Source organism: Streptomyces sp. NBC_00461 (genome assembly GCF_036013935.1).
GTDB lineage: Bacteria > Actinomycetota > Actinomycetes > Streptomycetales > Streptomycetaceae > Streptomyces.
In genome coordinates, this window is sequence record NZ_CP107902.1 from 1414345 (window position 1) to 1428117 (window position 13773).

General features: G+C 71.4%; 15 protein-coding genes. 7 read left to right on the forward strand and 8 right to left on the reverse strand.

Annotation, left to right across the window (positions count from 1 at the left end):
- Positions 1-4 precede the first annotated feature (4 nt).
- The 6 genes from OG870_RS06900 to OG870_RS06925 all read right to left on the reverse strand — a co-directional run bounded on the left by OG870_RS06900 (position 5) and on the right by OG870_RS06925 (position 5461).
- Positions 5-199 (reverse strand): hypothetical protein, encoded by a 195-nt coding sequence (locus OG870_RS06900; protein WP_266527391.1) that lies wholly within the window; start codon positions 197-199, stop codon positions 5-7.
- A 110-nt stretch (positions 200-309) separates the two neighbouring features.
- Positions 310-1173, reverse strand: coding sequence for a phosphatidylinositol-specific phospholipase C/glycerophosphodiester phosphodiesterase family protein (locus tag OG870_RS06905; RefSeq protein ID WP_266586324.1), 864 nt, complete (start codon positions 1171-1173; stop codon positions 310-312).
- A 181-nt stretch (positions 1174-1354) separates the two neighbouring features.
- Positions 1355-2446, reverse strand: coding sequence for an acyl-CoA dehydrogenase family protein (locus tag OG870_RS06910; protein WP_266527397.1), 1092 nt, complete (start codon positions 2444-2446; stop codon positions 1355-1357).
- The gene (locus tag OG870_RS06915; protein ID WP_266527400.1) at positions 2443-3624 is read right to left on the reverse strand and encodes an acyl-CoA dehydrogenase family protein; all 1182 of its coding nucleotides are present in this window, start codon (positions 3622-3624) and stop codon (positions 2443-2445) included. The genes OG870_RS06910 and OG870_RS06915 overlap by 4 nt, the downstream gene beginning before the upstream one ends.
- On the reverse strand, positions 3624-4604 hold the full coding sequence (locus tag OG870_RS06920) for an NADPH:quinone oxidoreductase family protein (protein ID WP_327690758.1): 981 nt from the start codon (positions 4602-4604) through the stop codon (positions 3624-3626). Before OG870_RS06920 ends, OG870_RS06915 begins: the two co-directional genes overlap by 1 nt.
- A gap of 116 nt (positions 4605-4720) precedes the next feature.
- The gene (locus OG870_RS06925; protein ID WP_327690759.1) at positions 4721-5461 is read right to left on the reverse strand and encodes an ANTAR domain-containing protein; all 741 of its coding nucleotides are present in this window, start codon (positions 5459-5461) and stop codon (positions 4721-4723) included.
- Between the two features lie 130 nt (positions 5462-5591).
- Between OG870_RS06925 and OG870_RS06930 the strand changes: the two genes are divergently transcribed.
- Entirely contained in the window at positions 5592-5936 is a 345-nt protein-coding gene (locus OG870_RS06930; RefSeq protein WP_266527408.1) for a helix-turn-helix transcriptional regulator, read from the forward strand.
- A 69-nt stretch (positions 5937-6005) separates the two neighbouring features.
- On the opposite strand, the gene OG870_RS06935 is transcribed toward OG870_RS06930, so the two are convergent.
- The gene (locus tag OG870_RS06935) at positions 6006-6578 is read right to left on the reverse strand and encodes a helix-turn-helix domain-containing protein (protein ID WP_266527410.1); all 573 of its coding nucleotides are present in this window, start codon (positions 6576-6578) and stop codon (positions 6006-6008) included.
- 63 nt (positions 6579-6641) lie between these two features.
- Here OG870_RS06935 and OG870_RS06940 point away from each other — a divergent pair, with 63 nt between their 5' ends.
- The 5 genes from OG870_RS06940 to OG870_RS06960 all read left to right on the forward strand — a co-directional run bounded on the left by OG870_RS06940 (position 6642) and on the right by OG870_RS06960 (position 11359).
- Complete coding sequence (locus OG870_RS06940; RefSeq protein ID WP_327690760.1) at positions 6642-7571, forward strand: NAD(P)/FAD-dependent oxidoreductase; 930 nt, start codon at positions 6642-6644, stop codon at positions 7569-7571.
- 51 nt (positions 7572-7622) lie between these two features.
- Positions 7623-9161: an ATP-dependent DNA ligase gene (locus OG870_RS06945; RefSeq protein WP_327690761.1), complete on the forward strand. Its 1539-nt coding sequence runs from the start codon at positions 7623-7625 to the stop codon at positions 9159-9161.
- Positions 9158-9625 (forward strand): NUDIX domain-containing protein, encoded by a 468-nt coding sequence (locus OG870_RS06950; protein WP_266527415.1) that lies wholly within the window; start codon positions 9158-9160, stop codon positions 9623-9625. Before OG870_RS06945 ends, OG870_RS06950 begins: the two co-directional genes overlap by 4 nt.
- A gap of 77 nt (positions 9626-9702) precedes the next feature.
- A complete protein-coding gene (locus tag OG870_RS06955; protein WP_327690762.1) occupies positions 9703-11097 on the forward strand; it encodes an NADP-dependent succinic semialdehyde dehydrogenase in 1395 nt (464 codons plus the stop codon).
- Positions 11098-11122: 25 nt separating this feature from the next.
- Positions 11123-11359 carry a DUF6213 family protein gene (locus OG870_RS06960; RefSeq protein ID WP_266527430.1) on the forward strand — a complete coding sequence of 79 codons (237 nt, stop codon included), beginning with the start codon at positions 11123-11125 and terminating at the stop codon, positions 11357-11359.
- A 14-nt stretch (positions 11360-11373) separates the two neighbouring features.
- Here OG870_RS06960 and OG870_RS06965 read toward each other — a convergent pair whose 3' ends face one another.
- Positions 11374-12036, reverse strand: coding sequence for a transcriptional regulator (locus tag OG870_RS06965; RefSeq protein ID WP_327690763.1), 663 nt, complete (start codon positions 12034-12036; stop codon positions 11374-11376).
- Positions 12037-12553: 517 nt separating this feature from the next.
- Between OG870_RS06965 and OG870_RS06970 the strand changes: the two genes are divergently transcribed.
- Positions 12554-13768 (forward strand): cytochrome P450, encoded by a 1215-nt coding sequence (locus tag OG870_RS06970; protein WP_266588532.1) that lies wholly within the window; start codon positions 12554-12556, stop codon positions 13766-13768.
- Positions 13769-13773 lie beyond the last annotated feature (5 nt).

Here is a 13773-nt window from a genome sequence, read left to right on the forward strand (position 1 = left end):
AGCGTCACGGCCGGAGGCTGCTCACGATCTCCGCCGTGGCCGTGACACCGCTGTGAATGGTGGGCGCGATGTTCGTACCGGCGAGATAGAAGCCGAGCAGCGCGCACACCAGCGCGTGGGAGACCTTCAGGCCGCCGTTGCGCAGGAAGATCACCGCCAGGATCAGAAGCAGCAGCACCACAGAGATGGAAATCGCCATCGTCAGACTCCTCCGCTACGCCGTCACGTCCGGTTCACGGCGTTCGGCCGCAAGTGTGGCGTAGCGAAGGGTTCGTCCGGGCGGCTGACCTGTCCTCCGAACGTGTGGTTCTACGCCGCCCGGTGGGCGTCCAGGAACGCCTCCAGGCCGGCGAGGTCGTCGGTGTTGAAGTAGTCGACACCGGCGGCGAGCAGCTCGGCCCACAACGCGTCGCGGGCGGGCCCGGCCAGGTCAGGGGTGTTCCAGAAGCGCACCTTCTGCCCGCGCGCGTGCGCCTGGCGGATGATGCCGCGCAGCTTGTGCCGCTCGGCTTCGGGGAAGGTGCCCTCCCCGAGCCAGGTGAAGTTGAGCTGCCAGTTGTCGCTGATCAGCGGGACGAAGGAGGCGGGCGCCGCGGTGCCGAGGTCGGTGAGCCGGCCGTCATAGAAGGCCCGCCGTACGGTCTGGGCCTCCATCGGCGTACGGGCGGCACGGTCGCCGGAGATCACGTTGGTGATGGCACCGGGGTGGACACGGCCGTGGACACAGGTCGTGAAGAGGTGCTGGTAGCGCTGGAGGTGGCGGTCGAGTTCGAGGTACGTCGACGAGCCCTCGGTCTTGATGTCGATGAGCAGCTGGAGCGGCCGCCGGTAACCCCGGTACACGGAACCGCGGTTGGCCTTGACGATGGCGGCCAGCGGGTCGAGGTAGAGGGATTCGAGGGTGCGTGTCGGGTCGAGCTGGGAGGGGTCGTGGGCGATGAGGAGCTGGTCGCCGACGAGGAAGATGTCGGCCTCGACGCTGCCGAAGCGGTGGTCGAGGGCGTCGAAGAGGGGGCGCGGATGGTCGTAGTCGTTGTGGGCGTGGGCGCGCCACAACGGGCGGCGGTTGTGCTTGTTCCCCTCGGCGAACGCGCTGCCCGCGGGCGGGGGGAGCACGACCGCGGCGGCGGCGCCGAGGGCGGTGAGGGCTCTGCGGCGGGTGATGAGGGCCATGTGCTGCCTCCCTGTGGGGCGGGTCGGAACCACAGGGAGTATGAGACGGATTGGTCTCCAATGAACCTGTACATGCCAGGAGTTGGCCGGACTGCCGCCGCTTGTTCACTCCTTCCGCGTAGCCGCACGAAAAGGCCCGCCCCAGGTGGGGCGGGCTTCATCGGGTGAATACCGGGTGATGTCAGGGGGCTTGCAGGTCGACGAGTTCGGCCACGGCGGCGCGGTGGGTGCCGGCCGTGCCGTAGGCGATCGAGTCGGCCTTGGCCCGCTTCAGGCAGAGGTGGATGGGGTGCTCCCAGGTCATGCCGATGCCGGCGTGCAACTGCAGCGCCTCCTCGGCGGCGTGGACGGCGACGGACGCCGCGTACGCCTGGGCCACGGCCACCGCCACGTCGGCGTCCTCGTCGGCCGCCAGGGCGTCGGCCGCGTTGCGGGCGGCCGCGCGGAGGTTGACCACCTCCAGCCACAGCTGGGCGAGCCGGTGCTTGAGCGCCTGGAAGCCGCCGACGGGTCGGTTGAACTGCTTGCGCTCCTTCAGATAGCGGACCGTCTCGGTCAACGCCCACTGGGCGAGGCCGAGTTGCTCGGAGGCGAGCAGTCCGGCGCCGGCCCGCAGAGCGCGTCGTACGGCGGGCTCGGCGTCCCCGATCCGGCGGGCGCCCGCCCCGTGGAGGGTGACGGTCGCCAGTGGCCGGGTGAGGTCGAAGGAGGTCTGCGGGGTGACGGTCACCGCGTCCGCGTCGACCGCGTACAGACCGCCGTCCTCGGCCGGCACCAGCAGGACATCGGCGACCACCGCGTCCGCGATACCGGTCAACTCCCCGTGCAGGGTGCCGTCTTCGACGCGTACGGCCTTGTGGGCGCTGCCCGGAGCGACGTTCAGCGCGACGGCGAGGGCGCCGATCTTCCGTGCCGACGCCAGCTCGGCCAGCAGGTCGTCGGCCTCGCACGCCAGCAGGGCCTCGGTGGCGACGACGGAGCTGGTGAGATACGGCACGGGAGCGACCGCGCGCCCCAACTCCTCCAGGACAACGGCGACTTCACGGTGCGTGGCGCCCTGGCCGCCCTTGGCCTCGGGCACCAGCAGGCCGGCCAGGCCCATGCCGTCCGCGAGGGCCTTCCAGGCCGCGAGGTCGTGCGGGGTGTCGGACTCGGTGCGTGCGATGACGCCGGGCGCGTCGCAGTGGTCGGCGAGCAGGTCCCGGACGGCGTCCCGCAGCGCCTCTTGCTCCTCCGAGTACAGCAGGTCGGGCTGTGTGCGCCGCGTGGTCATCGGGTCAGGTCCTTCCATGCGACGTCCTTGTCGGTGCGCGGCTCGGCGGGCAGGCCCAGGACACGCTCGGCGACGATGTTCAGCAGGACCTCGCTGGTCCCGCCCTCGATGCTGTTGCCCTTCGAGCGGAGGTAGCGGTAGCCGGCCTCGCGGCCGGTGAAGTCCACCAGTTCGGGGCGGCGCATCGTCCAGTCGTCGTACAACAGGCCTTCCTCGCCCAGGAGTTCGACCTCCAGGCCGCTGATCTCCTGGTTGAGGCGGGCGAACGCGAGCTTCATGCCGGCACCCTCGGGGCCGGGCTGGCCGACGGTGAGCTGCTGGCGCAGGCGTTCGCCGGTGAGCCGGGCGACCTCGGCGTCGACCCAGAGCTTCAGCAGCCGCTGGTGCAGGTCGGCGGTGCGCAGGTCCGGCCGCTCGCGCCAGGTCCTGGCGACCGGGCCGATCATGCCGCCCTCGCGGGGCAGCCGCATGCCGCCGATGGCGACGCGTTCGTTGTTGAGCGTGGTCTGGGCGACCCGCCAGCCGTCGCCGACCTCGCCGAGGCGGTGGGAGTCGGGGATGCGGACGTCGGTGAGGAAGACCTCGTTGAACTCGGCCTCACCGGTGATCTGGCGCAGCGGACGGACCTCGACTCCGGGGTCGGTCATGTCGCAGACGAAGTAGGTGATGCCTGCGTGCTTGGGCACGTCCGGGTCGGTGCGGGCGATGAGGATGGCCCAGCGGGAGTTGTGCGCGCCGGACGTCCACACCTTCTGCCCGTTGACGATCCAGTCGTCGCCCTCACGGACGGCCCGGGTCCCGAGTGCCGCGAGGTCGGAGCCGGCGCCGGGCTCGCTGAACAGCTGGCACCAGACCTCCTCGCCGATCCACAGCGGCCGCAGAAAGCGCTGCTTCTGCTCCTGCGTGCCGTACTTGAGGATGGTCGGGGCGGCCATGCCGAGTCCGATGCCGTTGCGGCGCGCGTCGTTGTCGGGGGCTTCGGCCGCCTCCAGCGCGGCGTCCACGACGGCCTGGAGGGAGCGCGGGGCGCCCAGCCCGCCGAGGCCCTCGGGGTAGTGCACCCATGCCAGACCCGCGTCGAAGCGGGCCTTGAGGAAGTCCAGGCGGTCGGTGGTGGCGGGCGGGTACGCGGACAGCAACTCGGCCGTGCGGCGCCTCAGTTCGGCTGCGTCGGTCATCAGGCGGCTCCGTTCGGAAGCGACAGGGACGGCAGCACGGCGACCCGGCCCGTCGTCACCCCGTCGCCGACCCGCTGTACGGCGGCCGCGGCCTCCGCAAGCGGTACGCGCTCGCTGACCAGCGGCTTGATGGCACCCCGGGCGGCAAGCTCCGTGAGCTGCTCGTGGCAGTGCTGGATCAGCTTCGGGTACTTGGTGCCGTACAGGCCCCAGTGCAGGCCGAGGATGGAGTAGTTCTTCACCAGGGCGTGGTTCAGCCCGGGGCTGGGGATGGTGCCGCTCGCGAAGCCGACGACCACGATCCGGCCCTCGAAGGCGACGACCTTGGTGGACTGGGTGTAAGCGTCACCGCCGACGGGGTCGTAGATGACATCCGCACCGCGGCCGCCCGTGGCCTCCTTGACCGCCGCGACCACGTCCTCACTCTTGCGGTCGACGACGACGTCGCAGCCCAGCTCCCTTGCCGTGGCGGCCTTGTCGGCACCGCCGACGACACCGATGACCCGCGCCCCGGCGGCCTTGCCGAGCTGCACGGCCGCGCTGCCGACCCCTCCCGCGGCAGCGTGGACGAGCAGCGTCTCGCCGGCTTCCAGGTGGGCTCGCCGGTGCAGACCGAACCAGCCCGTCTGGTAGCCGATGTGCAGGGCGGCACTCTCCGCGTCGTCCAGCGAGTCGGGCGCGGGCAGCAGGGCGGCGGCATCCGCGACGGCGTACTCGGCGAAACCGCCGTACGGCAGCGCGGGGTTGGCGATCACCCGACGGCCGTCCTCGGTCTCGCCGCAGATCTCCACGCCCGGTGTGAACGGCAGCGGCGGGCGGACCTGGTAGTGGCCCCGGCACATCAGCACGTCCGGGAAGTTGATGTTCGCGGCACGCACCTTCAGCAGCACCTGGCCGTCACCGGGCGTGGGCCGCTCCACCTCGTCGAGCCGCATCACCTCGCTCGGTTCGCCGTTCTCGTGCACTTGCCATGCCTGCATGCGGTGCCTCCACGGGACTGCGTCGTCTGACCGGGGTCCATCGCATACTAAGCGGTCGCTTGCCTCGGAGGGAACAGGCCTGCCGGGAACGTCACATCCCGCACCTCGTCACAGCCCTACGCGCGGGGCGGGGCACCGTCCGGCTCCGGCGTGACGTCCGGCACGGGCACGCCGTCGAGCGGTATCGGCGGAGCCGCCTGCACCTTGGCGACGGCCGCCGCCACCTGCTCCCGCACCTCTTCCGGGAGCGGGGTTCCGTGGACGGTGTCCATCAGGTCCTGGGCGAGATGGTGCAGCTTGGTGTTGGTGTTCTGGGAGGCCGTGACGAGCACGGTCCAGGCGGCCTCGGCGCTCAGGCTGAAGGAGGCCATCAGGATGCCGCGGGCCACGTCTATGGCCGGACGGGTCCGCATGGCCCGGCGCAGCTGGGCGACCTCGGTACGCAGTTCGTGGTCGACGCCCCTCTGCCCGCTCCGGCCGTCGAGGACCGCGGGGGGCGGAGCGTCGAGACCGTCCGGGCCGGAGTGCGTGAACAGCTCCCCGACGCCGGTGAGGTCGAGCAGCCGCCGGACCACCGGGCTGCAGGCCCGGACGGCGACCGTCTTGCCCTGGTCCAGGGCGTGGTGCCGCAGGTCGAGCAGGACGTTGAGGCCGCCGCAGTCGCAGAATCGGACGGCGCTCAGATCCAGGTCGACCCCGGTGGCCGAACGGCCGAGGATGTCGCGGAGCCCGGGCTGGAGCCACTGGGCACCGATGTCGAGCTCGCCACGCACCGTGACGCTCATCCGGCCGCCCGCCGCCGCGAACCCTATCGTCGCCAGGCTCGGGGGCTGCGCCGAGTGCACACGTTCCGGCATGACCCTTCCCCTCACGTGCTCGCTTGCCTCCGCCTTCAGATTCCCCTCTTCACCCCACATACGTCAACTAATACATGAAACATGGTTCGTGTTTTTGAATGCGCGAATGGTTGCTCGCTAGAGTTGGCACATGGATGGAGTGCCCGAGTCACACACCGGATGGACGTTTCTGACCAATCACGCACGAGTGCTTGCGGCGATCGCCGACAACCAGAGCGCCCGGATCCGCGACATCGCCGCCCACTGCAGGCTCACCGAACGCGCGGTTCAGAAGATCATTTCCGACCTTGAGCAGGACGGCTACCTCTCGCACGTCCGGGAAGGACGCGCCAACATCTACCGCATCGAGCCCGGCAAGGTCCTGCGCCATCCCGCCGAGGCCGGGCTCAGTGTGGCATCGCTGCTGTCCCTGCTCGCCCGGGCCGAGGCCGACCGTTCCGGCTCCCCCGAGAACAGGCCGCACGCCCCGGCCTGATCACCCGCGGGCACGACGGGCGGCCGTCGGACCGGACGGCCGGGGCGCGGTGCCGGGCGGCGCGGACCGTCACGCCCCCTTGGGTCGTGCCCGTACGTGCATCCGCTCCCCCTGCGGCCCGAACAGGCTCAGGAACTCCGCGGGCGCCTGACCCGTCGACCCGAACCAGTGCGGCACCCGTGTGTCGAACTCCGCCGCCTCCCCGGCGCTCATCACCACGTCGTGCTCGCCCAACACCACGCGCAGCCGCCCCGACAGGACGTACAGCCACTCGTAGCCCTCATGGGTGCGCGGCTCGGGCTCCTCCTCCCGCTGCGGTACGAGCACCTTGAACGCCTGGAGCCCGCCGGGCCGGCTGGTGAGCGGCCAGAAGGTGCGTCCGTGCCGGACAAGCGGCTGGAGACGGACCCGCGGATCGCCGACCGGTGGGGCGCCGACCAGTTCGTCGAGCGGCACCCGGTGGGCCTGGGCGATCGGCAGCAGCAGTTCGAGGCTGGGCTTGCGCAGGCCGGACTCCAGGCGCGACAGGGTGCTCACCGAGATGCCGGTCGCCGCGGACAGATCCGCCAGGGTCACCTCCCGCTCCTTCCGGATCCGTCGCAGCCGGGGGCCCACATCCGCGAGAACGTCTTCGGTACTCATCCCCGTATTGCAGAATCAGCAAAGATGTTTGTCAATCCCGCACCCGCGGAGCACGTTGTCGGCATGACCGAGACATACGAAGTGATCGTGATCGGTGGCGGCGCTGCGGGACTGTCCGCGGCTCTCGTCCTGGGCCGGGCCCGGCGCCGCACCCTGGTCGTCGACGCGGGCGAACCGCGCAACGCGCCGGCCGCCCACATGCAGGGCTATCTCTCCCGGGACGGCATGCCGCCCGCCGAGTTCCTGGCGGTCGGCCGTGCGGAGATCACCCGGTACGGCGTGGAGCTGGTGCGGGACCGGGCGGTGGACGCCTCGAAGGACGACGGGTTCGCGGTGGCCCTCGACAGCGGCCGTACCGTTCGCGCCCGGGCACTCGTCGTGGCCACGGGTCTCACGGACGAGCTGCCTCGGGTGCCCGGTCTCGCCGGGCGCTTCGGCCGGGATGTGCTGCACTGCCCGTACTGCCACGGCTGGGAGGTGCGCGACCGGCCCTTCGGCGTGCTGGCCACGACGGCGATGAGTGTGCATCAGGCCCTGATCGTGTCCCAGTGGTCGAAGGACGTGACGTTCTTCCTGCACACGGTCGCCGAGGACGAGCTGTCGGACGACGACCTGCGCCGGCTGGCCGCGGCCGGGGTCGAGGTGGTGCCCGGCGAAGTGGCCGGTCTGGTCGTCGAAGAGGACCGGCTCACCGGGGTACGGCTCGCGGACGGCAGCACGCACGAGCGGTCCGTCCTGTTCGTCGCGCCGCGTGCGGTCCCGCACAACGACCTGTTCCTGCGGCTGTGCGCCGAGCTGCGCGAGACACCCTTCGGCGCGTACCCGGTGATCGACGAGCGGGGCCTGACGACCGTGCCGGGCCTGTGGGCCGCGGGCAACGCGTCCGGCTTCGCCGAGCAGGTCGTGAACGCGGCGAGCCGCGGCTACCGCGCGGGCGCCGCGATCAACGGGGAGCTGCTGATGGCCGACCTCGACGCGGCCGTACGTTCGTAGAACCTTCGCCGTCCGGGTGTGGAGCCGCTGCCTCCGTTGCACCATGGCTGCATGCTGCTTGCCCGGCTGGCCCATGTGTCCCAGGAGGTCGCGGCCACCTCGGCGCGGTCCCGGAAGATCGCTCTGCTCGCCGAGCTGTTCCGGGACGCCGAGGCGGACGACGTGCCGATCGTGATCCCGTATCTGGCGGGGCGACTGCCCCAGGGACGGCTCGGCGTCGGCTGGAAGGTGCTGAGCCGCCCGGTCGCCCCCGCCGCCGAACCGACCCTGACCGTGCGCGAGGCCGACGCCGTGCTCACCGACCTGGGCAAGGTCGCGGGCGCCGGCTCGCAGGCCGAACGGGCCCGGCTGGTCGGGGAGTTGATGGGCGCCGCCACACAGGAGGAGCAGCGGTTCCTGTTCGGGCTGATCACCGGCGAGGTACGGCAGGGCGCCCTGGAGGCCGTGGCCGTCGAGGGGCTGGCACAGGCGACCGGGGCGCCGCCCGGGGACGTGCGCCGGGCCGTGATGCTCGCGGGCTCCCTCCAGACGGTGGCCGAGGCCCTGCTCGCCGACGGCCCGGCGTCGCTCGAACGCTTCCGGCTGACCGTCGGCCGCCCGATCCTGCCGATGCTGGCGCACAGCGCCTCCTCGGTGGCCGAGGCGGTCGGCAAGCTCGGCGCCTGCGCGGTCGAGGAGAAGCTGGACGGCATCCGCGTGCAGGTCCACCGGGACGGCGATTCCGTACGGATCTACACCCGCACCCTCGACGACATCACCGACCGTCTGCCCGAACTCACCACCGCCGCACGGGAGTTGAGCAGTCGGCGGTTCGTCCTGGACGGTGAGGTGATCTCCTTCGGCGAGGACGGTCGGCCCCGGTCGTTCCAGGCGACGGCCGGGCGGGTCGGCTCGCGCGTGGACGTGGCGACGGCGGCCGAGACAGTCCCCGTCTCGCCGGTCTTCTTCGACGCCCTCTCGGTCGACGACCGCGACCTGCTCGACCTGCCGTTCGCCGAGCGCCACGCGGAACTCGCCCGGCTGGTGCCCGAACCGATGCGGGTGCGGCGCACCCTGGTGTCCGGGGCCGAGGACGTGGGCCCGGCCGAGGACTTCCTCGCCGACACCCTGAAGCGCGGTCACGAGGGCGTGGTCGTCAAGGGGCTGGACGCCGCCTACAGCGCGGGCCGGCGCGGCGCGTCCTGGCTGAAGGTCAAGCCCGTGCACACGCTCGACCTGGTGGTGCTGGCCGCCGAGTGGGGCCACGGCCGCCGCACCGGCAAGCTCTCCAACCTCCACCTCGGCGCCCGCGAAGCCGACGGCTCCTTCGCCATGCTCGGCAAGACCTTCAAGGGCATGACCGACGCGATGCTCACCTGGCAGACCGAGCGACTGCAGGAGCTGGCCACAGACAGCAACGATTACGTGGTGACCGTACGCCCGGAGCTCGTCGTGGAGATCGCCTACGACGGCCTGCAGAGGTCCACCCGCTACCCGGCCGGCGTCACCCTCCGCTTCGCCCGCGTGGTCCGCTACCGCGAGGACAAGCGCCCCGAGGACGCCGACACGGTCGGGACGCTGCTCGCCGCACACCCTGAGGTACACCTGTGAGCGGGAAGCAGAGCGCGGGCCTGCTGTTGTTCCGGCACACCAGCAGCGGCCTGGAGGTGTTGCTGGGCCATATGGGCGGCCCGTTCTTCGCCAAGCGGGACACGGGGGCGTGGACCGTCCCGAAGGGCGAGTACGTGCCCGGGGAGGAGACCGCCTGGGACGCCGCGCGGCGCGAGTTCCAGGAGGAGCTGGGGCTGCCGCCGCCCGCCGGCGAGGCGGTGGCCCTGGGCGAGGTCCGGCAGACGGGCGGCAAGACCGTCACGGCCTGGGCGGTCGAGGCCGACCTCGATCCGGCGACGATCGAGCCCGGCACGTTCCGGATGGAGTGGCCGCCGCGGTCCGGGCAGACCCAGGAGTTCCCCGAGCTGGACCGCGTGCGGTGGTTCGGGCTCGACCGCGCCCGCGAGGTGATCGTCACGGCGCAGGCCGCGTTTCTCGACCGACTGGTGGAGCACTCGCCCTGAGCAGACGCACACGCGTTGCGGTCCCCCGCGGCGCGCGGGAAGGTCGTAACACGAGCAGCGCCCCCAGGAGGTCAGCCATGCCCATCGCGACGGTGAATCCGGCGAACGGCGAGACGCTCAAGACGTACGAGGCCATGGGCGAGGAGGAGCTGGAGCGCCGGCTCCAGCTCGCGGAGGCGACGTTCCGCACCTATCGGACGACACCCTTCAGCGAACGCGCCCGCCTGTTGCACGGCGCCGCCGTCCTGCTCGACGAGATCCAGCAGGACATCGCCCGTGTCATGACCACCGAGATGGGCAAGCCCATCAAGCAGGCGCGCGCCGAGGCCGCCAAGTGCGCCAGGGCGATGCGCTGGTACGCCGACCACGCCGAGGAACTGCTGGCCGACGAGGAGCCCGCGGACGCCGACGTGAAGGACTCGGGCGGCTCCCGCGTCCTGGTCCGCTACCGGCCGCTCGGCCCCGTGCTCGCGGTGATGCCGTGGAACTTCCCGTTGTGGCAGGTGATCCGGTTCGCCGCACCCGCGCTGATGGCGGGCAACGTGGGCCTGCTCAAGCATGCCTCCAACGTGCCGCAGACGGCCCTGTTCCTGGAGGACCTCTTCCATCGGGCCGGCTATCCGGAAGGCTGCTTCCAGACCCTGCTGATCGGCTCGGGCGCGGTCGACGACCTCCTGCGTGACGACCGCGTGAAGGCGGCCACCCTCACCGGCAGCGAACCCGCGGGCCGCGCGGTCGCGTCCACATCCGGGGAGATGGTCAAGAAGACGGTGCTGGAGCTGGGCGGCAGCGACCCGTACGTCGTCATGCCGTCCGCCGACGTGGACCGCGCCGCGCAGATCGCGGTCACCGCGCGCGTGCAGAACAACGGCCAGTCGTGCATCGCCGCCAAGCGGTTCATCGTGCACACGGACGTCTACGACCGGTTCACGGAGCGGTTCGTCGAGGGCATGAAGGCGCTGAAGGTCGGCGACCCGATGGAGGAGGACACGGAGGTCGGGCCGCTGTCGAGCGAGCAGGGGCGGGCCGATCTGGAGGAGCTCGTCGACGACGCCAGGCGCAGCGGGGCGCAGGTGCTGTGCGGCGGCCATCGGCTCCGGCGGCCCGAGCTGCCCGGCTGGTACTACCCGCCGACCGTCCTCGCCGGGATCACGCGGGAGATGCGGATCCACCGCGAGGAGGCCTTCGGGCCCGTCGCCACCCTGTATCGCGCATCCGGTCTCGACGAGGCGGTGCTCATCGCCAACGACTCGCCGTTCGGGCTGAGTTCGAACGTGTGGACGCGGGACGAGGCGGAGGTCGACCGTTTCGTACGGGACCTGGAGGCGGGCGGCGTCTTCTTCAACGGCATGACCGCCTCCCATCCGGCGTTCCCGTTCGGCGGGATCAAGCGGTCCGGGTACGGGCGTGAGCTGTCCGGGCACGGAATCCGGGAGTTCTGCAACATCACGACGGTTTGGCACGGTGCGTGAACGTCGCGCGGCTAACATCCCGGTTGTGAACCGCGAAGTGACTCTGCCTCTGATCGTCGACGACCGCGGTACCTTGCAGGTGGCCGCGGCCGATGTGAGCAAGTTGTTGCGGACGGTGGGGGGACGGTGGCTGCACCTGGTCGAGGCCGGGGAGAGCGGGCTCGACGAGGACACGGTGGCGGCGTTGACCATTGAGCTGGCGAAGCTGGCCGACCGGATCGACGTGGCGTGCATCGCTCACAGCAGCGGGAGTGCGCCGTAGGGCCCCGCGCCACTTCAGGCCGGCTGGAGCAGAGTCGCCCAGAACATGGCCTCGTAGCCCTGCAGCAAACGGCCGTAGGCGTGTGCGCGTTCCTCGCTCAGGAACCCCCCGTCCAGGCCTGCCCGGACCGCGGCCGTCGCCCTCCGGTCCAGCTCCGGGGACGGCTGCGCGAAGAAGTCGAAGAAAGCGCAGTCGTTGTCCTTGAAGCCGTAGTGCGTGCGCAGGGCCTCCGCGATGGTCGCGCAATAGCCACCCCAGGCCGAGAAGTTGGCGGTGATCGCCAGGACCGTGTCCGTCGGGGAGGCGTTGAGGGCGAGCCAGGCGACGTAGGACGGGTAGGCCTGGCAGCCCGGCAGCGGCTCGTATGCGCGCGTCCGTGCCTCGTCGACGCCGCACGCCGCCGCGAACGGTTCCAGCCGCTCCCCCGCCAGCGCCTCGCCCTCGGCGAGCATCTCGAAGAACGCGGCCGCCTCCGGCTCCCCGGTCGCGCGCTGCGCCAGGTGCAGGAACGCGCGGCGGTCCGCCGGGATCACCCGGCGCTGTTCCAGAGCGAGCGTCGCGAGTGTGTCGCGGGAGGCCTCGCCGCGGGCGATCAGCGGCACGAGTGCGTTGGCCTGCGGGTCCGGGGCGAGCAGCGCGGTGGTCGTCTCCAGCAGTTCCGTGGCCGTACGCGTCATCGCGTCCTCCATGGGTTCCGATGTGGGACTCCTGGCTTCGACCCTGGCACGGGTCACCGATTCGGAGCAGCCCGACGCGAGATCGTCGCCCGCTCGGGTGATCGTGGACGAACCACCCCGCAGAGGTGAACCACTTTCCGACCTGGGAGCCGCAGGCCTTCCGGACGGCGAAAGCAGGCGCGGTTCATGGCGACTTTGTGCAGACCCGGTTCTGGGCGAAGGCCCGGGTCCCGCCGTCGTCCAGCGGGCGCTCGACGACGCCGAGCTCCTCACCTCGCTGTGCCACCAGCCCACCGACCTGGGCGTCGGATCCCTGCTCTCCAACGGCCTGTTCGGCGACGGGACCGCCTCCGACCTGGACTGCTGCATCATCCACGCCGGCGGCCCGCGCATTCTCGACGACCTCAGCAAGTTCCTGCGGGTCGATCCGCACACCTTCCCGTTCAGCCGGGCCACGCTCACCGAGTACGGCAACATCGCCGGCGCCGCCCGGCTGAAGAGACGGAGTGAGTACGGCATGACCGAAGAAGCCCTCACCGAGACAGTCCCGCCGATCCGGGACTGGCCGGCCCTCGACCTGACGGGCGTCGACTTCGACCCGGTGCTCACCGAGCTGATGCGCGAGGGCCCCGTCACCCGTATCCGGCTGCCCGACGGCGAAGGCTGGGCCTGGCTGGTCACGCGCCACGACGACGTGCGCACGGTGACCGACGACCCGCGCTTCAGCCGCGAGGTGGTCATGGACCGGCCGGTCACCGCGCCCGCCCCGCACTTCATCCCGCAGCGCGGCGCCATCGGCTTCCTCGACCCGCCGGACCACACCCGGCTGCGCGGCTCGGTGGCCGCGGCCTTCACGGCCAAGGGCGTGGAGCGGGTCCGCGAGCGATCACGGCGCATGCTGGACGAACTGGTCGAGGAGCTCCTCCAGGACGGCCCGCCCGCCGACCTCACCGCGGCGGTCCTCAGCCCCTTCCCCATCGCGGTGGTCTGCGAGCTGATGGGTGTCCCGGCGGCCGACCGGCACGCCATGCACACCTGGACCCAGCTGATCCTGTCCTCCTCGCACGGCGCGAAGGTCAGCGAGAAGGCCCAGCACGACATGGGCGCGTACTTCGCGGATCTCATCGGACACCGGGAGGGCAGCTCGGGCGAGGACGTGACGTCGCTGCTCGGGGCCGCCGTCGGCCGCGCCGAGATCACCCTGGAGGAGGCCGTCGGCCTCGCCACGCTCGTCCAGATCGGTGGCGAGGCGGTCACCAGCAACAGCGCCCAGATGTTCCACCTCTTGCTGACCCGCCCGGAGCTGGCCGAACGGCTATGCGACGAGCCGGAGATCCGTCCCAGGGCCATCGACGAACTCCTGCGCTACATCCCGCACCGCGCGGCCGGTCCGCCGCGCATCGCGAGGGAGGACGTGGAGATCAGTGGCGTACGGATCCGCGCGGGCGACCCGGTCCACGTGTCGTACCTGGCCGCGAACCGCGACCCGGAGGTCTTCCCCGACCCGGAGACGATCGACTTCCTGCGCGCCCCGAACCCCCATGTGTCGTTCGGCTTCGGCCCCCACTACTGCCCGGGCGGCATGCTGGCCCGGCTGGAGTCCGAGCTGCTCGTCGACGCGCTGCTGGACGGGGTGCCGGGCCTGAAGCTGGCCGTACCGCCGGACCGGGTGCCGCCCTTCAAGAAGGGGGCGTTGATCCGCGGTCCCGAAGCCCTGCCGGTCACGTGGTGAGCGGC

What these genes read in the sequence shown, in the direction of transcription:
- OG870_RS06925 (WP_327690759.1), bottom strand. Translation starts at nt 5,461, where the DNA reads ATGCCGGAACGTGTGCACTCGGCGCAGCCCCCGAGCCTGGCGACGATA.
- OG870_RS06955 (WP_327690762.1), top strand. Translation starts at nt 9,703, where the DNA reads ATGCCCATCGCGACGGTGAATCCGGCGAACGGCGAGACGCTCAAGACG.
- OG870_RS06965 (WP_327690763.1), bottom strand. Translation starts at nt 12,036, where the DNA reads ATGACGCGTACGGCCACGGAACTGCTGGAGACGACCACCGCGCTGCTC.
- OG870_RS06920 (WP_327690758.1), bottom strand. Translation starts at nt 4,604, where the DNA reads ATGCAGGCATGGCAAGTGCACGAGAACGGCGAACCGAGCGAGGTGATG.
- OG870_RS06915 (WP_266527400.1), bottom strand. Translation starts at nt 3,624, where the DNA reads ATGACCGACGCAGCCGAACTGAGGCGCCGCACGGCCGAGTTGCTGTCC.
- OG870_RS06930 (WP_266527408.1), top strand. Translation starts at nt 5,592, where the DNA reads ATGGATGGAGTGCCCGAGTCACACACCGGATGGACGTTTCTGACCAAT.
- OG870_RS06945 (WP_327690761.1), top strand. Translation starts at nt 7,623, where the DNA reads ATGCTGCTTGCCCGGCTGGCCCATGTGTCCCAGGAGGTCGCGGCCACC.
- OG870_RS06910 (WP_266527397.1), bottom strand. Translation starts at nt 2,446, where the DNA reads ATGACCACGCGGCGCACACAGCCCGACCTGCTGTACTCGGAGGAGCAA.
- OG870_RS06935 (WP_266527410.1), bottom strand. Translation starts at nt 6,578, where the DNA reads ATGAGTACCGAAGACGTTCTCGCGGATGTGGGCCCCCGGCTGCGACGG.
- OG870_RS06900 (WP_266527391.1), bottom strand. Translation starts at nt 199, where the DNA reads ATGGCGATTTCCATCTCTGTGGTGCTGCTGCTTCTGATCCTGGCGGTG.
- OG870_RS06970 (WP_266588532.1), top strand. Translation starts at nt 12,554, where the DNA reads ATGACCGAAGAAGCCCTCACCGAGACAGTCCCGCCGATCCGGGACTGG.
- OG870_RS06940 (WP_327690760.1), top strand. Translation starts at nt 6,642, where the DNA reads ATGACCGAGACATACGAAGTGATCGTGATCGGTGGCGGCGCTGCGGGA.
- OG870_RS06905 (WP_266586324.1), bottom strand. Translation starts at nt 1,173, where the DNA reads ATGGCCCTCATCACCCGCCGCAGAGCCCTCACCGCCCTCGGCGCCGCC.